Below are 19,352 nucleotides of genomic sequence, written 5' to 3' on the forward strand. Positions count from 1 at the left end.
AGGAATTCTGCATGTCGGCGCTTAACCCCGGTCTGATCGTCATCCATGGCAACCGCCTCGAGGAGCTACGCGCCCTGGCGGTGGAGTGGATGCGTCGCTATCCGCTGCGCCCGCTGGAGAACGAGGTGCTGCTGGTACAGAGCAACGGCATCGCCCAGTGGCTCAAGCTGGCGCTGGCCGAGCAGGACGGCTGCGGCATCGCGGCGGCCACCGATGTGAGCCTTCCGGCGCGCTTTCTGTGGCAGGCGTACCGCACGGTGCTGGGTAGCGAGGCGATTCCCCAGCAGTCGCCGCTGGACAAGGCGCCTTTAACCTGGCGGCTGATGCGCCTGTTGCCGAGCCTGCTCGACGAGCCCTGTTTCGCGCCGCTGCGACGCTTTCTCGCCGACGACGCCGACCTTCGCAAGCGTCACCAACTGGCCGAGCGCCTGGCCGACCTGTTCGACCAGTACCAGGTGTACCGCGCCGACTGGCTGGCGGACTGGGCCGAAGGGCATGATCAACTGCGTAACGCCCGCGGCGGTGTGAAGCCCCTCGAAGACACCGCGTTGTGGCAGCCGCTGTTGTGGCGCACGCTGTTGGCCGATGTCGGCGAAGAGCATCTGTCCCAGAGCCGCGCCGGGGTGCATCCGCGCTTCGTCGCCAGACTGGCCGAGCTGGATACGCCACCGCGTGGCCTGCCGCGGCGGGTCACGGTGTTCGGCATCTCCTCGCTGCCGGCGCAGATGCTCGAAGCGCTGGCGGCCATGGCGCGTTTCAGCCAGGTGATGCTCTACGTGCACAACCCGTCCCAGCACCACTGGGGCGATATCGTCGAAGACAAGGACCTGCTGCGCCACGAATACCGTCGGCAGCAACGCAAGGCCGGCGGCCAGTCGGGGCAGGTCGGCCAGCTAGGGCTGTTCGAGGTCGAGGAGCTGCATCAGCATGGTCAGCCGCTGCTGGCCTCCTGGGGCAAGCAGGGCCGCGACTACATCAACCTGCTCGACCAGTACGACGAACCGCAGCGCTACCGCGAGCAGTTCGAGCGCATCGACCTGTTCAGCGCGATGAGCGAAGACACGCTGCTTGGCCAGTTGCACAACGACATTCTCGACCTGCGCCCGGTCGATGAAAGTCGCACCCACTGGCCTGCGGTCGATCCGGAGAAGGATCACTCGCTGCGTTTTCACGTCGCCCACAGCGCCCAGCGCGAAGTGGAGGTGCTGCACGATCAGCTATTGGCGGCGTTCAGCGCAGACCCGACCCTGCGCCCGCGCGACATCATCGTCATGGTGCCGGACGTCAACACCTATGCCGCGCATATCCGCGCGGTATTCGGCCAATTCGGCAGCGACGATCCGCGTTTCATTCCCTTCACCCTGGCGGACCAGGGGCTGCGCGGCAAGGAGCCGCTGGTGATTGCCCTGGAACACTTGCTGCGCCTGCCGGACAGCCGCTTCAGCGTCAGTGAGATTCTCGATCTGCTCGATGTGGCCGCCGTGCGTGCGCGTTTCGCCATCGGCGATGACCAGTTGCCGCTGCTGCGCCGCTGGCTGGAAGGCGCCGGTGTGCGCTGGGGGCTGGATGCCGAACAGCGCGAAGGCCTCGGCCTGGGCGCCGGGCTGGAACAGAACAGCTGGCGCTTCGGTTTGCGCCGCATGCTGCTCGGCTACGCCGTGGGTGGTGCCGGCGCACGGGCGGGCATCGAGCCTTTCGACGAAATCGGCGGCCTGGATGCTGCGCTGATCGGCCCGCTGACCCGGCTGCTGGATGCGCTGGAACTGCATGGCGACAGCCTCGCCGAAACCCTGCTGCCGGTAATCTGGGGCGAGCGCCTGCGGGCGCTGCTGGACGACTTCTTCCTGCCCCAGGACGAACGCGACGAAGTGCTGCGCAACCAGGCCCAGGATGCCCTGGAGGGTTGGCTGGAGCTGTGCGACGCAGCCAGCCTGGAGGAAGCCCTGCCGCTGGCCGTGGTGCGTGAAGCCTGGCTCGGTGGGCTGGATCAAGGCGGGCTCAGCCAACGCTTTTTGGCCGGCGCGGTGAACGTCTGCACGCTGATGCCGATGCGCGCCATTCCGTTCCGTCATCTTTGCCTGCTGGGCATGAACGATGGTGACTACCCGCGCAGCCAGGCGCCGCTGGACTTCGACCTGATGGGCGGCGACTACCGCCCCGGCGACCGCTCGCGCCGCGAGGACGACCGCTACCTGCTGCTCGAAGCGCTGCTGGCGGTGCGCGAGCGCCTGTATATCAGCTGGGTCGGGCGCAGCATCCGCGACAATACCGAGCGACCGCCGTCGGTGCTGATCGGCCAACTGCGTGATCACCTGGCCAGCGCCTGGCGCCTGGTGGGCGGCGGCGACCTGCTGCATGCCCTGACCACCGAGCACCCGCTGCAACCCTTCAGCCGCCGCTATTTTTCCGCCGACGGGCCGCTGTTCAGTTACGTGCACGAATGGGCCGCCTCCCACCGTGCGCCGCTGGCCCAGGCCAACGAGCAGCCGTTGGGCGCATTCGTCGTGGACGACGCGCTGAATCTGGAAACCCTGCAACGCTTCCTGCGTGACCCGGTGAAGCAGTTCTTCACCGCGCGCCTCAAGGTGCACCTGGACGAAGCCGAACAGGCCGAGCTGGATGCCGAGCCCTTTGCCCTCGATGGCCTGCAGCGCCACCAGATCCAGCAGGCGCTGCTGCAGGCTGCCGCGCTGGCCCTGCAGGAAAACCAGCCTGTCGATATAGCACTCGAGCGGGCCGCGCGGCGTATCCAGCGCAGTGGCCTGCTGCCGGTGGCCGGCTTCGGTGAGCGTTTGCGCGCGCAATTGCTCGAACCACTGCCGGCACAGTTGAAGGGCTATGCCGCGCTGTTGGCGCGCTGGCCCGAACGCTTGCCATCGCCGCTGCGCCTGAGCTTCGCCCATGGCGATCTCGCGCTTGAGGACTGGCTCGGCGATCTGTACGCGGCCGGCGACGCCATGGCGCGGCTGGAGCTGCAGCCTGGCGGGTTGAAGCGCAAGGATCGTTCCTACAAGTGGCACCGTTTGCTCAGGCCCTGGGTTTGCCATGTGGCGGCCGCTGCCTGTGGTCATCCGCTGACCACGCTGCTGGTCGCCGAAGATGTGCACCTGGCCTTCGAACCGCTGAGCCAGGCCGATGCCGACCACCTGCTGCGCCAGTGGCTGGACGCCTACGCCGCTGGCATGCAGGCGCCGCTGCCTGTGGCGATCAGAACGGTCGCGGCCTGGTTCGCCCAGCTCGACAAGAGCGAGGATGAAGACAAGGCCGCGGAGGCTGCGCGCAAGGTCTACGAAGGCGACGGTCACACCACCACTGGCGAAGTGCAGCAGTGCGCCAGCCTGGCCCGCCAGTACCCGGATTTCGACGCCTTGCTGGGCGACGGCCAGTTCGCCCGCTGGGGTGCGGTGCTCTACCAGTCGCTATTCGAGGCGGCGACCAGCGAACTCAAGGATGATCAGCCATGAGCCAGCCAGCACGCCCCTTGGCGCTCAGTTTTCCGCTGCATGGCAGCCGCCTGATCGAGGCCAGCGCCGGCACCGGCAAGACCTACACCATTTCGGCGCTGTACCTGCGCCTGATCCTGCGTCACGGTGGCGACGCAGCCTTTCGCGAGCCGCTGCTGCCGCCGCAGATCCTCGTGGTGACCTTTACCGATGCCGCCACTCGCGAGCTGCGGGACCGCATCCGCGCGCGCCTGGTGGAAGCGGCCACGGTGTTTCGCGGGGATGCTGAAGGCGACGCCCTGTTGGCCACCCTCAAGGCCGACTTCGCCTCGACCGAGTGGCCCGAATGCGCCCGGCGCCTGGAGCTGGCGGCGCAGTGGATGGACGAGGCGGCGGTGTCGACCATCCACGGCTGGTGCCAGCGGATGCTGCGCGAGCACGCCTTCGACAGTGGCAGCCTGTTCAGCCAGACCTTGGAAACCGACCACAGCGAGTTGCTCGCCGAAGTGGTGCGCGACTATTGGCGTCAGCACTGCTATCCGCTGCAGGGCCTGGCCCTGGATTGGGTGGCGGAAAACTGGGGTGCGCCGGACGCGCTAGGCCAGCGCATTCGCCCGCTGCTTGGCGAGCAGGACGACGGCGCAGCCCTGGCGTTGGGCGATCTGCTCGACGGCACCCTGCGTGACCGCCAGCGCGCACTGCAGGCACTCAAGGAACCCTGGAGCGCCTGGGCCGATGCCTTGCAGGGCCTGCTCGAGCATGCCGCTGCAGAGAAACAGGTCGATGCCCGTAAGTTGCAGGCGCGCTATTACAACCCCTGGCTCGACAAGCTGCGCGCCTGGGCCGATGGCGACGACGAGGTGCTGGATATCGGCACCGGCTTCACCCGCCTGACCCCGGACGGCCTGGCCGAGGTCTGGAAGGTCGGCTCGCCGCCCGCGCATCCGGCGCTGGAGGCCATGGCCACGCTCAAGCGTGAGCTCGACGCCTTGCCGGCACCGGGCGAGGCCGCACTGCGCCACGCCGCCGCGTGGATTCGCCAGCGCTTCGATCGCGAGAAACGTCAGCGTGCCGAGATGGGCTTCGACGACATGCTCACCCGCCTGGACGACGCCCTGCAGGGCGACAGCGGCCCGCGTCTGGCCGAGGTGATTCGCCAGCAGTTCCCGGTGGCGCTGATCGACGAATTCCAGGACACCGACCCGCTGCAATACCGCATCTTCGACACCCTGTATCAGGTCGAGGCCAACCGCGACGACTGCGGCCTGTTCATGATCGGCGACCCCAAGCAGGCCATCTACTCGTTCCGCGGCGCGGACATCCACACCTATCTGCGCGCTCGCCGGGCCACGACCGGACGGCACTACAACCTGGACACCAACTTCCGCTCCAGCGAGGCCATGGTCGCGGCGGTCAACGGCTTGTTCGAGCGGGCCGAGGCCCGTGAAGGCGGGCAGGGCGCCTTTCTGCTGCGTGACGACCTGCCGTTCATCGCGGTCGGTGCCCAGGGCCGCAAGGAAGTCTGGACGGTGGAGGGCCAGGTGCAGCCGGCGCTCAATCTCTGGCACCTGCCCAGCGAGGAAGCGGTCGCCAAGGGGCGTTATCTGGACGCTCTGGCCGCCAGCGCGGCGAGCGAAATCGTCCGCCTGCTGGTGCTCGGCCAGCAGCAGCGCGCCGGCTTTCTCAAGTGCGACGAACTGACGGCTCTGCGCCCCAGCGATATCGCCGTGCTGGTGCGCGATTTCAAGGAAGCCCAGGCGATTCGCGGCGAGCTGGCGGCCCGCGGGGTGCGCAGCGTGTACCTGTCCGACAAGGATTCGGTGTACGCCACGGTCGAGGCCCACGATCTGCTGCTGTGGCTGCGTGCCTGCGCCGAGCCCGATCAGGACCGCCCCCTGCGTGCGGCGCTGGCCAGCTCGACCCTGGGCCTGAGCCTTTCCGAACTGGAGCAATTGAATCTCGACGAGCGCTTCTGGGAGGCGCGGGTCATGCAGTTCCGTGGTTACCGCCAGCGTTGGCAGCGCCAGGGCGTGCTGCCGATGCTGCGCCAGTTGCTGCAGGATTTCGGCCTGCCGCAACGGCTGATGAGCCGCGCCGATGGCGAGCGGGTGCTGACCAATCTGCTGCACCTGGCCGAATTGCTGCAGCTGGCCGCTGCCGAGTTGGACGGCGAATTGGCGCTGATCCGCCATTTGGGCGACTGCCTGGCCGGGCGCGGTCAGGCGGCTGAGGAACAGGTGCTGCGCCTGGAAAGCGACGATGCCCTGGTGCGCGTGGTGACCATCCACAAATCCAAGGGCCTGGAGTACCCGCTGGTGTTCCTGCCCTTCATCTGTTCGTTCCGCCCGCTGGACGACAAGAAGCCGGTGCAGGTTCACGACGGCGAACGCCGCCGTTTGCTGCTCAAGCCCGATGAAGAAAGCCTGGAAAAGGCCGAGCGCGAGCGCCTCGGCGAAGACCTGCGCCTGCTTTACGTGGCGCTGACCCGGGCGCGACACGCCTGCTGGTTGGGTATCGCCGACCTGAAGATCGGTACCGCCAAAACCTCGCGCCTGCACCAGAGCGCCCTGGGTTACCTGCTCGGCGCAGGCCAGCCCCTGGCGCAGAGCGCGCAACTGACCGACTGGCTCAGCCCGCTGGCCGATCCGCCGCGCTGCGTGGCGTTGCCTGCACCCGAAGCCAGCGACCAGGCCTATCGCGCCCAGGACGCCGACGCTTTCGAGCCCCATTGGCGTACCCCGGCACGGCGCGCCGCCGAACACTGGTGGATCGCCTCTTACAGTGCGTTGCGCATGGAGGAGGGCGAGGCTAGCGCCGTGGATCGCCACCCGGTGGATCGCCACGACGACGTTTCCCCGGATAGTTCGGCCGTGCAGATCGCCAGCGACGACGAGGATCCGGCCCTGGCGCTGGAGCAGATTCCAGTCTCTGCCCAAGGGCTGCATCGTTTTCCCCGCGGGCCCAACCCCGGCACCTTCCTTCATGGCCTGCTGGAGATCGCCGCTGCCGAAGGTTTCGCGGCCATGGCCGCGGCGCCGGATGTGCTGCGCGAACACCTGGCGCGGCGCTGCCAGCGGCGTGGCCTGGAAACCTGGATCGAGCCGCTGTGGCTGTGGCTGCAGGGCCTGCTGGTGCAGCCCCTGTCGCTCGGCAATGGAAGCGCGGTGAGTCTGGCGCAGTTGAGCGAATACCAGGCGGAGCTCGAGTTCTGGTTCGAGGCCCGCCGGGTCGACGTGCTGCGCCTGGATGCCTTAGTGCAGCGTTTCGAGATGCCGGGTGTGGCGCGGCCCGTGCTCAGTCCGGACACATTGAACGGCATGTTCAAGGGCTTTATCGATCTGGTGTTCGAGCATGAGGGGCGTTACTACGTGGTCGACTACAAGTCCAACTGGCTCGGCGCCGACGAACAGGCTTATACCAATGAGGCGATGCACGCCGCGGTGGCCAGCCATCGCTACGATCTGCAGTACGTGCTCTACGTGCTGGCCCTGCATCGTCATTTGCGGCTGCGCCTGACCGACTATGACTACGACACCCATATGGGCGGCGCGCTGTACCTGTTCCTGCGTGCGCCTGGTGCAGGGCAGTACCTGGCACGGCCGCAGCGGGCGCTGATCGAAAGGCTGGACGCGCTGTTTCTCGGCGAGCCGGTGGAGGAGCCGGCATGACGCCGATGTTGGAAAACCGCGACGCGCTGTTCGAGCTGCTCGCCGCCTGGAGCGAGCGCGGCTGGCTGCGCGAACTGGATCGTACCCTGGCGTATTTCTTCGCCGAGCTGGACCCCCAGGCAACGCCGTTGCTGTTGCTGGCGGCGGCGCTGGCCAGTCATCAGCTGGGCCAGGGCCATGTGTGCCTCGACCTGCAGACCACCCTGGCCGATCCGGATTCGGCGCTGTCGCTGCCACCGGAAGGCGAGGACGCCGAGGGCGTCAGCCTGCTGCCCTCCGAGGTGCTGGCCGGCCTGAGTGCGAGCACCTGGCTGGCAGCCTGTGCCGGCAGCGCCTTGCTGCGTGATGCCGAAGATGAAGTCGCGCCGCTGGTGCTGCGCGGCACCTGCCTGTACCTGCGCCGCTACTGGGATTACGAGCGCAGCGTCGCCGAGGATATTGGCGAGCGCCTGCAGGCGGCGGGCGATGCGCCGGCCGATCTCGCTCAGCGCCTGGCCGTGTTGTTCCCCGAGCCATTGCAGCTCGATGGCCAGCGCTTCACCGACTGGCAGAAACTGGCCTGCGCCCTGGCGGCGCGGGGGCGCTTCACGCTGATCACCGGCGGCCCTGGTACCGGCAAGACCACGACCGTGGTGCGCCTTCTGGCGCTGCTGCAGGCCGCCGCGCTGGATCACGGTGCGCCGCTGCGCCTGAGCCTGGCCGCGCCTACCGGCAAGGCGGCGGCGCGGCTGACCGAGTCCATCGGCGGCCAGGTGGCGACCCTGCCGGTCAGCGAGCAGGTGCGCGAGCAGATTCCCAATACCGTCACCACGCTGCACCGCCTGCTGGGCAGTCGTCCGGACAGCCGTCATTTCCGTCACCATGCGGCCAACCCGCTGCCGCTGGATGTGCTGGTGGTCGACGAAGCCTCGATGATCGACCTGGAAATGATGGCCAACCTGCTCGACGCGCTGCCGATGCATGCGCGGTTGATCCTGCTCGGCGACAAGGATCAGCTGGCCTCGGTGGAGGCGGGGGCGGTACTTGGTGATCTGTGCCGCGACGCTGAAGCCGGCAGCTACAGCGAGGCCACCCGCGCCTGGTTGGCGCAGCAGACCGGCGAACGTATCGAGGGAGCAGGGCTGCAGCCGGGCGAGCAGGCGTTGTCGCAGCACATCGTGATGCTCCGCCATTCCCGGCGCTTTGCCGGGGGCTCGGGTATCGGCCGCCTGGCCCTGGCGGTGAATCGCGGTGCAGCCCTGGAGGCCCGTGAGGTGCTGGCAGGTGGCGGGGCGGGCCTGCACCAGTTGCGCCTTGCCGGCGAGCAGGATCGTGCCTTCGAACGCCTTCTGCTCGATGGCTTGCCCGGCGGTGAGGGGCGGGCAGTGGGCTATGCGGATTACTTGAACGTGCTGCATGAGCAGCGCCCAGGCTTGACCGACGGCGACGAGCGCTGGAGCGGCTGGACTGCCGCGGTGCTGGCGGCCTTCGATCGCTTTCAGTTGCTCTGTGCGGTGCGCAAGGGGCCCTGGGGCGTCGAGGCGCTCAACGGGCGTATCGCCCGTGCGTTGCTGCAGCGTGGCCTGATCGAGCAGGAGCATGGCTGGTACGAAGGGCGGCCGGTGCTGGTCACCCGTAACGATTATGGCCTGGGCCTGATGAACGGCGACATCGGCATCGCCCTGCGTTTGCCCGAGCCGGCGCTGGAGGCGGGTGGCCCATTGCGCTCAGCGCTGCGCGTGGTGTTCCCACGCAACGATGGTTCGGGCGAGCTGCGCTCGATCCTGCCCAGCCGCCTGGGCGCGGTGGAAACCGTGTTCGCCATGACCGTGCACAAATCCCAGGGCTCTGAATTCGCCCATTGCGCCCTGGTGCTGCCGGATACCCTCAACCCGGTGCTGACCAAGGAGCTGGTGTACACCGGCATCACCCGCGCCCGGGATTGCTTCAGCCTGATCGAGAGCCGTGCCGGTATTTTCGAAGCGGCCATTGGGCGGCGAGTCGAAAGGCGCAGTGGGCTGTGGGAGCGGTTGGTTGGGGATGCATATATTGATTGATGGGTTGGCTCCGATTCATCCTGCGGATCTATCAAATGTGGGAGGGCGCCATGCGCCCGATTCGCGGGCATGGCCCGCTCCCACAATTAAATAGATGAGTCAGGTCGTAGGATGGGCGGCAGCCCATCAACCAGCAGCTATCAACTCAGGGCACCTTCACTCCAACCTCGTCGAGCATTTCCACCAGACGAATCAGCGGCAAGCCGATCAGGCTGTTGACGTCGCTGCCTTCGGTTCGGCGAAACAGGCTGATGCCCAGGCCTTCGGCCTTGAAACTGCCGGCGCAGTCGTACGGTTCTTCGGCCTGCAGGTAACGGGTGATCTGCTCGGCATCCAGGGGGCGAAAATGTACGGTATAAGGAACGCAGTCGACCTGGCAGGCGCCGCTGCTGCTGTCGAGCAGGGCCAGGCCGGTGAGAAAGGTCACGCTCTTGCCGCTGGCGGCGCTGAGCTGGGCATGGGCGCGCTCAAAACCGTGGGGCTTGCCGAGCACCTGACCGTCGAGCACGGCCACCTGGTCAGAACCGATGATCAGGTGAGCGCCGAATCGCCCCGCCAATGCCGCGGCCTTTTCCCGGGCCAGGCGGCGCACCAGCTCTTCGGCTGGCTCGCCATCCTGGCGCGACTCGTCGATACTTGGCGCGGCCCATTCGAAGGGCTGGCGCAGGCGGCTCAGCAGCTCACGGCGATAGGGGGAGCTGGAAGCGAGAACCAGGGGCAACATGGGCATTGACCTCGTGCGAAACGGAGCGCCGATTCTAGTCGTCGGCAAAGGGCCTGGACAGGCGGAATTTCCTTTGACAGCGCACGGTTGCATCCATAGAATGCGGCGCCTATGTCAAATGGCCCGATTCCACCTCACGTTGATCCACGCAAACTCGCTGACCGCGGCGCCACCCTTCAGGGTGAATTGCCGTTAGCTGATTTGTCGAGGCTCTGCGATCCTCTCGCCGATAACGGCGGCAACGTGCGCGCGAAGCTGAGCTTCGAGCGTGACGAGCGCCACGCTGTGGTCATCCACAGCCAGCTTGAGGTCGAAGTCAAGATGGTTTGCCAGCGGTGTCTGGATCAGGTCACCTTACCGATCCTCAGCGAGTGTGATTACGCTGTGGTGAAGGAAGGCGCGAATACCCAGTCCGTGCCGCAAGGCTATGACGTACTGGAAATGGGTGAAGATCCTCTGGATCTGTTGGCCTTGATCGAGGATGAGCTGTTGCTCGCCTTGCCCATCGTGCCAATGCATGACCCGAAAGATTGCCAGCAGCCGGCGGGCCTCGATGAGCCCGAACCGAGCGAGGACGAGGTGACGCGGTCCAACCCGTTCAGTGTATTGGCACAGTTAAAGCGTGACCCAAACGTTTAGGAGTTAACTAGTATGGCTGTTCAGCAGAACAAAAAATCCCGTTCCGCCCGTGACATGCGTCGTTCGCACGACGCCCTCGAGGCTAACGCTCTGTCCGTTGAGAAGAGCACCGGTGAAGTTCACCTGCGCCACCACGTATCGCCGGAAGGCGTTTACCGTGGTCGCAAAGTGATCGACAAGGGCGCTGACGAGTAAATCTTGTCCGCTCCGATCATCGCGATTGATGCAATGGGTGGGGACTTCGGTCCCCACTGCATTGTTCCAGCCAGCGTCGCCTGTCTGGCCGAATTCCCCTCGCTGCACCTGGTCCTTGTTGGCCAAGCTCCTCTGATCGAAGAATTGCTCGCTGGTATTCCCGGTGTGGATCGCGCGCGCCTGCGCGTCGAGCATGCGGCCGAAAGCATCGAGATGGGCGAGCGCCCCAGTCAGGCCCTGCGCGGCAAACCGGAGTCTTCCATGCGCTTGGCGCTGGAGGCGGTGCGTGACGGGCGGGCCCATGCCTGCGTGAGCGCTGGCAATACCGGTGCGTTGATGGCGCTTTCGCGGCACGTGTTGAAAACTCTGCCGGGCATCGACCGGCCGGCGATGATCGCTGCCATTCCCAATCGCAAGGGCGTGTGCCTGTTGCTGGATCTGGGGGCCAACGTCGACTGCACGGCTGAGCAGTTGTGCCAGTTCGCGATCATGGGTGCGGTGGCGGCCGAGGTACAGGGCGCCAGGGCGCCGCGCGTCGGCTTGCTGAACGTGGGCAGTGAAGAGACCAAGGGCAATCAGCAGGTCAAGCAGGCTGCGGCGCTGCTCGAAGGTGTCGACGGCCTCAACTATGTCGGCTTCGTCGAAGGCGATGGCCTGTATGGCGGCGAGGCTGACGTGCTGGTGTGCGATGGTTTCGTCGGCAATGCGTTGCTCAAGTCCAGCGAAGGGCTGGTGACCATGATTGTGGCGCGGCTTGAGGCGCTGTTTCGCGGCAGCTTGCTGGGCCGGGTCGCCGGGCTTCTGGCCTTGCCGCTGCTGCGCCGCTTACGTGGCGAGCTGGCGCCGGCGCGTCATAACGGCGCGAGTTTTCTGGGCTTGCAGGGCATCGTGGTGAAGAGCCACGGTAGTGCCGGGCCGGATGGTATAAAGAGCGCCATTCGCCGGGCCATGACCGATGTGCAGGAGAATTTACCGGCGCGACTGGGTGGTCGAATCGAGCACTTGATCCGTAATATGTGACCGCTCGGGATGGTCAGCCATCCAAGGTGTCAGTTTTTCAACGCTTGCCCGAGGCGAGCGTAAATTTTTCGACGAGAAGATCACTAAGGGAACCGTTCCATGTCTGCATCCCTCGCATTCGTCTTTCCCGGTCAGGGCTCGCAAGCGCTGACCATGTTGGCCGGACACGGCGCAGAGCACGCGCTGATCCTCGATACCTTCGGCGAAGCTTCGAGCGCCCTGGGTTATGATCTGTGGGCACTGACCCAGCAGGGCCCGGAAGAGCAGCTCAACCAGACCGACAAGACTCAGCCCGCGATCCTCGCCGCCTCCATCGCCCTGTGGCGCCTGTGGCTGGCCGAAGGTGGCGCGCGTCCGGCATTCGTCGCCGGGCACAGCCTGGGTGAATACAGTGCGCTGGTCGCCTCCGGCGCCGTCGGCTTTGCCGAAGCGGTCAAGCTGGTCGAGCTGCGTGGCCAACTGATGCAGCAGGCCGTGCCGGCCGGGCAGGGCGGCATGGCGGCGATCATTGGTCTGGAAGATGCCGACGTGCAGGCGGCCTGCGCCGAAGCGGCCCAGGGCGATGTGGTCAGCGCGGTGAACTACAACGCGCCTGGGCAGGTGGTCATCGCCGGCTCCGCTGCTGCCGTCGCTCGCGCCGTCGAGGCCTGCAAGGCCCGTGGTGCCAAGCGTGCACTGCCGCTGCCGGTCAGCGTGCCGTCGCACTGCGAGCTGATGCGCCCAGCCGCCGAGCGTTTTGCCGAGGCGGTCAGCGCCATCGCCTGGCAGGCGCCGCAGATCCCGCTGGTGCAGAACGTCAGCGCTGCCGTGGTAGCCGACCTGGATACCCTCAAGCGCGACCTGCTGGCTCAGCTGTACAGCCCGGTGCGTTGGGTCGAGTCCATCGTTCGTCTGGGCGAGCAGGGCGTTACCGATCTGGTCGAATGTGGTCCGGGCAAAGTGCTGTCGGGCCTGAACAAGCGTTGTGTCAAGGGCGTCAATACGCACAACCTCGACACCCCCGAAAGCTTTGCCGCTGCGCGCGCCGCACTGGCCGCCGTACAGTCCTGAACAAGGGAGAATGCTATGAGTCTGCAAGGTAAGGTTGCACTGGTCACTGGTGCCAGCCGTGGTATTGGCCAGGCCATCGCCCTGGAATTGGGTCGTCAGGGTGCCGTGGTCATCGGTACCGCCACGTCCGAGGTGGGTGCCGAGCGCATTGCGGCAACCCTCAAGGAAAACGGCATCGAAGGCACCGGCCTGATGCTCAACGTCAGCAACGACGAGTCCGTCGCTGCGACCCTGGAGAAGATCCAGAAGGACTTCGGTCAGGTGCTGGTGCTGGTCAACAATGCCGGTATCACCCGCGACAACCTGATGCTGCGCATGAAGGACGAAGAGTGGTACGACGTGATCGATACCAACCTCAACAGCCTCTATCGTCTGTCGAAAGCCGTCCTGCGCGGCATGACCAAGGCCCGTTTCGGGCGTATCATCAACATCGGTTCGGTGGTGGGTGCCATGGGCAACGCCGGGCAGGTGAACTACGCAGCTGCCAAGGCCGGCCTCGAAGGTTTTGGCCGTGCAATGGCCCGTGAAGTGGGCTCGCGCTCGATCACGGTCAACGCCGTGGCACCGGGTTTCATCGATACCGACATGACCCGTGAGCTGCCTGAAGCACAGCGTGAAGCGCTGCTGACACAAATTCCGCTGGGCCGTCTGGGGCAGGCGCAAGAGATCGCCAACGTGGTTTCTTTCCTTGCCTCCGATGGTGCAGCTTACGTCACAGGGGCTACTATCCCTGTGAACGGCGGGATGTACATGAGCTGAATAAAGGCGCGTCGTCGGCGAACGTCGACGATTCGATGCGAACCTGGTGGTAAAGCAGTCAGTTTGCAGATCGAATCGTTGGCGTATTTCCGTGGGCGCCACCGGCTTTCAGCTTGAAAAGCTGAAAACCCTTTCTATACACTTGCCGGCACAACCAGCTGGCTGGATTTGTCCAATAGGAGTGATAACACGTGAGCACCATCGAAGAACGCGTCAAGAAAATCGTTGCCGAGCAACTGGGCGTGAAGGAAGAAGAAGTAACCAACAGCGCTTCCTTCGTTGAAGACCTGGGTGCCGACTCGCTTGACACCGTTGAGCTGGTGATGGCTCTCGAAGAAGAATTCGAGACCGAGATCCCGGACGAACAAGCCGAGAAGATCACCACTGTTCAGGAAGCCATCGACTACGTTACTGCTCACGCTCAGTAAGCAGTTCGTCGCTTCCCGAATCGGAAAAGCCGCACGTCTGCAAAGGCGTGCGGCTTTTCTTTGACGGTTCGCTGTAAAAGTTTCAACAGCGCCCTTTGGGCGTCTTTTCGCTCGGGTACCGGCTACCCTGAGCCAATCGCCGGATGATCAACGCCTTGGCAACGGTTTGCCAGGTGCATCGTGGCGTCGAAAAACCTGATAAGAGGAGATTGCTGTGTCGCGTAGACGCGTCGTGGTTACCGGTATGGGCATGCTGTCGCCGCTGGGTAACGATGTGCCGAGCAGCTGGCAGGGCATTCTGGCCGGCCGCAGTGGTATCGGCCTGATCGAACACATGGATCTTTCCGCTTTCTCGACCCGCATCGGCGGCTCGGTGAAGAATTTCGATGTCGAGCCCTATCTGTCGCCCAAAGAGGCGCGCAAGCTCGACCTGTTCATCCAGTACGGCCTGGCCGCCTGCTTCCAGGCCGCCCGCGATTCCGGCCTGGAAGTCACGGACGCCAACCGTGACCGTATCGGTGTGGCCATGGGTTCCGGCATCGGCGGCCTGACCAACATCGAGAACAACTGCAAATCGCTGCATGAGCAGGGCCCGCGACGTATTTCGCCGTTCTTCGTGCCTGGCTCGATCATCAACATGATTTCCGGTTTCCTGTCGATCCACCTGGGTCTGCAGGGCCCCAACTACGCCATCTCCACGGCGTGCACCACCGGCACCCACTGCATCGGTATGGCCGCGCGCAACATCGCCTACGGCGAGGCGGACGTGATGATCGCCGGTGGCGCCGAGATGGCCGCCTGCGGCCTTGGCCTGGGTGGCTTCGGCGCAGCGCGGGCGATGTCCACCCGCAACGACGAGCCCACCAAGGCGAGCCGTCCGTGGGACAAGGACCGTGACGGCTTCGTACTGTCCGACGGCGCCGGTGCTCTGGTGCTCGAAGAACTCGAGCATGCCAAGGCCCGCGGCGCGACCATCTACGCCGAGCTGATCGGTTTCGGCATGAGTGGCGACGCTTTCCACATGACCTCGCCGCCCGAAGATGGCGCTGGCGCGGCGCGCTGCATGGCCAACGCCCTTCGCGATGCCGGTATCGAGCCCTCCGCGGTGCAGTACATCAACGCCCACGGCACCTCCACCTCGGCCGGCGACAAGGCGGAAGTGGCAGCGATCAAGACCGTGTTCGGCGAGCACGCGCACAAGCTGGCGGTCAGTTCGACCAAGTCCATGACCGGTCACCTGCTGGGCGCCGCTGGTGCGGTCGAGGCGATCTTCAGCGTGCTGGCACTACGCGACCAGATCGCGCCGCCGACCATCAACCTGGACCAGCCGGACGAAGGCTGCGACCTGGACTTCGTGCCCCATGAGGCGCGCAAGATGCCGATGGACGTGGTGCTGTCCAACTCCTTCGGATTCGGTGGCACCAACGGCTCGCTGGTATTCCGTCGGTACGCCGACTGATGCTGCACTGGGTCGACGGTCAGCCAGCGGCGTCGCTGCCCCTGGCTGACCGCGGCCTGGCCTACGGTGACGGCCTGTTCGAGACCATGGCGGTGCGCGGCGGCCGGCCGGTGCTGCTGGAGCGGCATCTGGCGCGGGTCACGGCTGGTTGCACACGCCTGCATATCGTTCTGGATGCCGAGCGACTGCGCCGCGAAGTAACGGCCTTCTGTGCCGAGCTGGGGCAGGGCGTCGCCAAACTGATCGTCACCCGTGGTGATGGCCTGCGCGGCTATGCGCCGTCGACCGGTACGCCACGACATATCCTCCAATCCGCCGCCATGCCGGTGTATCCCGCCCAGCACGCCGATCAGGGCATCTGCCTGTATCCCTGTTCGATGCGACTGGCAGAGCAGCCGCTGCTCGCCGGCCTCAAGCACCTCAATCGCCTCGAGCAAGTGCTGGCCCGTGCCGAGTGGCAAGATGCCGAGCATGCCGAAGGATTGATGCGCGATGTGTCCGGTCGGGTGATCGAAGGGGTGTTCAGCAACCTGTTTCTGGTCGCAGGCTGCGTGCTGGTCACCCCAGACCTGCAGCGTTGCGGTGTGGCCGGGGTGATGCGCGCCGAGCTGCTCGAGCAGGCACAGGCGCTGGGTATCGAGTGTCAGGTTCGAGATATCGAACTGGACGAACTGCTGGGCGCCGATGAAGTCTTTCTCTGCAACAGCCTGTATGGCGTGTGGCCGGTGCGTCGGCTGCAGGCCAGTCACTGGCCGGTGGGCCCGCTCACCCGTAAACTGCAGGCCCTTGCCCGTCATCTACTGGACCGCTGATTCGTGATTCGCAAATTACTGTTGATGCTCGAAATCGTCGTGGTGCTGGCCGGCCTTACCCTCGGTCTGGTCGCCTGGCAGCAGCATCGCGCGCTCGAGCAGCCGCTGACTCTCACTGAGGAGCGCCTGATCGAAGTGCCGGCCGGCGCCACGCCCGGCGGCGTGCTGAATCGCCTGGAGGCCGATGGCGTTATCGACGGTGCCTTCTGGCTGCGCCTGTACTGGCGTTTCAACCTGCAGGGCCAGCCACTGCACAGCGGCGAGTACCGCCTGACCCCCGACCTGCGGGTACGCGACATGCTCGACCTGTGGCGCCGCGGTGAAGTGGTGCAGTACAGCCTGATGCTGGTCGAAGGCTGGACCTTCCGCCAGGTGCGCGCTGCCCTGGCGCGCCAGGACAAGCTGGAACTGACCCTGAGCAAGCTCAGCGACGCCGAGATCATGACCAAGCTCGGCAAGCCCGACCAGAATCCTGAAGGGCGCTTTTTCCCCGATACCTACCGCTACGTACGCGGTATGAGCGATCTTGACCTGCTCAAACAGGCCCACAAGCGTCTGCAGGTGGTGCTCGACGAAGAGTGGGAGAAGCGTGCCGACGGTTTGCCCTACAAGGATCCCTACGAGGCGCTGATCATGGCCTCGATGATCGAGAAGGAAACCGGCGTGCCCGAAGAGCGTGGCGAGATCGCCGGTGTGTTCGTACGGCGCCTGGCTACCGGTATGCGCCTGCAGACGGATCCGACGGTGATCTTCGGCCTCGGCGAGCGCTACCAGGGGCGCATCACCCGTGCTCACCTGCGCGAACCCACGCCTTACAACACCTACACCATCGACGGCATGCCGCCGACGCCGATCGCCCTGGTCGGTCGTGAGGCGATTCATGCAGCCTTGCATCCGGTGGATGGCAAGACTCTGTATTTCGTGGCGCGCGGCGACGGCAGTCATGTGTTCTCGGAAACCCTCGACGAGCACAACCGCGCCGTGCGCGAGTACCAGTTGAAGCGCCGTGCGGACTATCGGTCCAGCCCGGCGCCCATTCCCCAGACCAGCGAAAAGGACACCCAGTGAGCGGCTTGTTTATCACCCTGGAAGGCCCCGAGGGCGCCGGCAAGAGCACCAATCGGGAGTACCTGGCGGCGCGTCTGCGCGAGCAGGGGATCGATGTGCTGCTGACCCGCGAGCCCGGCGGCACGCCACTGGCCGAGCGGGTGCGCGAGCTGCTGCTGGCGCCCAGTGACGAGCCCATGGCCAGCGATACCGAACTGCTGCTGGTGTTCGCCGCCCGTGCCCAGCACCTGGCCCAGGTCATCGTTCCAGCCCTCGAACGCGGCGCGGTGGTGCTTTGCGATCGCTTCACCGATGCCACCTATGCCTACCAGGGCGGCGGCCGCGGCCTGGATGTCGCGCGCATCGCTCAGCTGGAAGAATTCGTGCAGGGCGCGCTGCGCCCGGACCTGACCCTGGTGTTCGACCTGCCGGTTGAAGTCGGTCTCTCCCGCGCCGCCGCCCGTGGTCGCCTGGACCGTTTCGAGCAGGAGGGCCGCAGCTTCTTCGAAGCGGTGCGTGCCACCTACCTGCAGCGTGCCAAGGCGGCGCCTGCACGTTATCGCATTCTCGATGCGTCGCAGTCTTTGGAGGCAGTTCAGCGCGACCTGGATGCGTTGCTGCCGCAACTGATGGAGCTGCAGCGTGGCTGACGTGTACCCCTGGCAGACCGAGCTCTGGCAGCAATTGGCTGGCCGCACGCAGCATGCCCACGCCTATCTGCTGCATGGCCCGGCCGGTATTGGTAAACGTGCGCTGGCCGAGCGCCTGATGGCCTTGCTGCTGTGCAAGTCGCCGGTGGACCTGCAGCCGTGCGAGCAGTGCAAGTCGTGCCATCTGCTGGCTGCCGGCAGTCACCCGGACAACTACGTGCTGGAGCCGGAAGAGGCCGACAAGCCGATCAAGGTCGACCAGGTACGTGCGCTGGTCAACTTCGTGGTGCAGACCGCGCAGCTCGGCGGGCGCAAGGTGGTGCTGCTCGAACCTACCGAAGCGATGAACCTCAATGCCGCCAACGCGCTGCTGAAAAGCCTCGAGGAGCCGTCGGGAGATACCGTGCTGCTGCTGATCAGCCACCAGCCGAGCCGCCTGCTGCCGACCATCAAGAGCCGTTGCGTGCAGCAGGCTTGCCCGCTGCCCAGCGAAGCGATGAGCCTGCAATGGTTGAGCGAAACCCTGCCAGCTTGCAGCGAGCAGGAAATCCGCGAGCTGCTGTACCTGGCGGCGGGCTCGCCGCTGGCGGCTGCCAGGCTGCAGGAGCAGGGCGTGCGCGATCAGCGCGCGCTGGTGGTCGACGGCGTGAAGAGGCTGCACAAGCAGCAGGCCTCGGCTAGCCAGCTGGCCGAAGGCTGGAAGGACGTGCCGCTGACGCTGTTGTTCGATTGGTTCTGCGACTGGGCACACCTTACCCTGCGCTATCAGCTCACCCAGGACGAACAGGGCCTTGGCCCCGCGGACATGGCCAAGGTGGTTCAGTACCTGGCGCAGAAAGCTTCACAGGCCAAAGTGTTGGCCATCCAGGAATGGTTGCTGCAGCAGCGCCAGAAAGTGCTGGGCAAAGCCAACCTCAACCGTGTGCTGCTTCTCGAAGCCTTGCTGGTGCAGTGGGCAAGCCTGCCTGGACCGGGCTAGAATCGGGCTTACGTCATGACTTCAGGAATCACGCATGAACTTGCCACCTAATCTGGGACCCCGTAACGGCATCCTGTCCCTGACCATCAAGGACAAGTCCGTGCTGTATGCCGCCTACATGCCCTTCATCAAGAATGGCGGCCTGTTCATTCCCACCAACAAGAGCTACAAGCTCGGTGATGAAGTGTTCATGCTGCTCAACCTGATGGACGAGCCGGAGAAGATCCCGGTGGCCGGCAAGGTGGTGTGGATCACCCCGAAAGGCGCCCAGGGCAACCGCGCCGCTGGTGTAGGTGTGCAGTTCAACGAAGGCGACAACACCGCCCGCAACAAGATCGAGACCTACCTAGCTGGTGCCCTCAAGTCCGATCGCCCCACCCATACGATGTAACAGCGGCCCATTCGCGCAACGCTGGTGGGCCTCTTGGCCTGCCGCTCCACTT

General features: G+C 65.4%; 16 protein-coding genes. 15 read left to right on the forward strand and 1 reads right to left on the reverse strand.

The window, feature by feature from the left end:
• The first annotated feature begins 11 nt into the window (after positions 1-11).
• The 3 genes from recC to recD are packed head-to-tail and all read left to right on the forward strand — an operon-like array spanning position 12 to position 9,147.
• Positions 12-3,464 carry an exodeoxyribonuclease V subunit gamma gene (gene recC, locus PVA39_RS11065; protein WP_274124102.1) on the forward strand — a complete coding sequence of 1,151 codons (3,453 nt, stop codon included), beginning with the start codon at positions 12-14 and terminating at the stop codon, positions 3,462-3,464.
• Positions 3,461-7,111: an exodeoxyribonuclease V subunit beta gene (gene recB / locus PVA39_RS11070; RefSeq protein ID WP_274124103.1), complete on the forward strand. Its 3,651-nt coding sequence runs from the start codon at positions 3,461-3,463 to the stop codon at positions 7,109-7,111. The genes recC and recB overlap by 4 nt, the downstream gene beginning before the upstream one ends.
• Entirely contained in the window at positions 7,108-9,147 is a 2,040-nt protein-coding gene (recD, locus tag PVA39_RS11075) for an exodeoxyribonuclease V subunit alpha (RefSeq protein WP_274124104.1), read from the forward strand. Before recB ends, recD begins: the two co-directional genes overlap by 4 nt.
• Positions 9,148-9,292: 145 nt before the next feature.
• Here the strand turns inward: recD and PVA39_RS11080 are convergent, their stop codons facing one another.
• A complete protein-coding gene (locus tag PVA39_RS11080; protein ID WP_274124105.1) occupies positions 9,293-9,871 on the reverse strand; it encodes a Maf family protein in 579 nt (192 codons plus the stop codon).
• Between the two features lie 111 nt (positions 9,872-9,982).
• On the opposite strand from PVA39_RS11080, the gene PVA39_RS11085 reads away from it, so the two are divergent.
• From PVA39_RS11085 to PVA39_RS11140, 12 genes are all read left to right on the forward strand, one after another.
• The gene (locus PVA39_RS11085) at positions 9,983-10,510 is read left to right on the forward strand and encodes a YceD family protein (RefSeq protein ID WP_013791825.1); all 528 of its coding nucleotides are present in this window, start codon (positions 9,983-9,985) and stop codon (positions 10,508-10,510) included.
• Positions 10,511-10,522: 12 nt separating this feature from the next.
• Positions 10,523-10,705 carry a 50S ribosomal protein L32 gene (gene rpmF / locus PVA39_RS11090; protein ID WP_013791824.1) on the forward strand — a complete coding sequence of 61 codons (183 nt, stop codon included), beginning with the start codon at positions 10,523-10,525 and terminating at the stop codon, positions 10,703-10,705.
• 3 nt (positions 10,706-10,708) lie between these two features.
• Positions 10,709-11,725 carry a phosphate acyltransferase PlsX gene (plsX, locus tag PVA39_RS11095; protein ID WP_147176520.1) on the forward strand — a complete coding sequence of 339 codons (1,017 nt, stop codon included), beginning with the start codon at positions 10,709-10,711 and terminating at the stop codon, positions 11,723-11,725.
• 99 nt (positions 11,726-11,824) lie between these two features.
• The gene (fabD, locus tag PVA39_RS11100) at positions 11,825-12,775 is read left to right on the forward strand and encodes an ACP S-malonyltransferase (RefSeq protein ID WP_274124106.1); all 951 of its coding nucleotides are present in this window, start codon (positions 11,825-11,827) and stop codon (positions 12,773-12,775) included.
• Between the two features lie 15 nt (positions 12,776-12,790).
• Positions 12,791-13,534: a 3-oxoacyl-ACP reductase FabG gene (gene fabG, locus PVA39_RS11105; RefSeq protein WP_274124107.1), complete on the forward strand. Its 744-nt coding sequence runs from the start codon at positions 12,791-12,793 to the stop codon at positions 13,532-13,534.
• A 191-nt stretch (positions 13,535-13,725) separates the two neighbouring features.
• Positions 13,726-13,962, forward strand: a complete 237-nt coding sequence (gene acpP, locus PVA39_RS11110) for an acyl carrier protein (RefSeq protein WP_003245177.1) — start codon at positions 13,726-13,728, stop codon at positions 13,960-13,962.
• 214 nt (positions 13,963-14,176) lie between these two features.
• Positions 14,177-15,421 (forward strand): beta-ketoacyl-ACP synthase II, encoded by a 1,245-nt coding sequence (gene fabF / locus PVA39_RS11115; protein ID WP_147176523.1) that lies wholly within the window; start codon positions 14,177-14,179, stop codon positions 15,419-15,421.
• Positions 15,421-16,233, forward strand: a complete 813-nt coding sequence (gene pabC / locus PVA39_RS11120) for an aminodeoxychorismate lyase (RefSeq protein WP_274124108.1) — start codon at positions 15,421-15,423, stop codon at positions 16,231-16,233. The genes fabF and pabC overlap by 1 nt, the downstream gene beginning before the upstream one ends.
• A 3-nt stretch (positions 16,234-16,236) precedes the next feature.
• On the forward strand, positions 16,237-17,301 hold the full coding sequence (gene mltG, locus PVA39_RS11125) for an endolytic transglycosylase MltG (RefSeq protein ID WP_274124109.1): 1,065 nt from the start codon (positions 16,237-16,239) through the stop codon (positions 17,299-17,301).
• Entirely contained in the window at positions 17,298-17,930 is a 633-nt protein-coding gene (gene tmk, locus PVA39_RS11130; protein WP_147176526.1) for a dTMP kinase, read from the forward strand. Before mltG ends, tmk begins: the two co-directional genes overlap by 4 nt.
• Entirely contained in the window at positions 17,923-18,909 is a 987-nt protein-coding gene (locus PVA39_RS11135; RefSeq protein WP_274124110.1) for a DNA polymerase III subunit delta', read from the forward strand. Before tmk ends, PVA39_RS11135 begins: the two co-directional genes overlap by 8 nt.
• A 34-nt stretch (positions 18,910-18,943) precedes the next feature.
• A complete protein-coding gene (locus PVA39_RS11140; RefSeq protein ID WP_013791815.1) occupies positions 18,944-19,300 on the forward strand; it encodes a PilZ domain-containing protein in 357 nt (118 codons plus the stop codon).
• The last annotated feature ends 52 nt before the right edge of the window (positions 19,301-19,352 follow it).

Source organism: Pseudomonas sp. CNPSo 3701 (genome assembly GCF_028674975.1).
Classification (GTDB): Bacteria; Pseudomonadota; Gammaproteobacteria; order Pseudomonadales; family Pseudomonadaceae; genus Aquipseudomonas; species Aquipseudomonas straminea.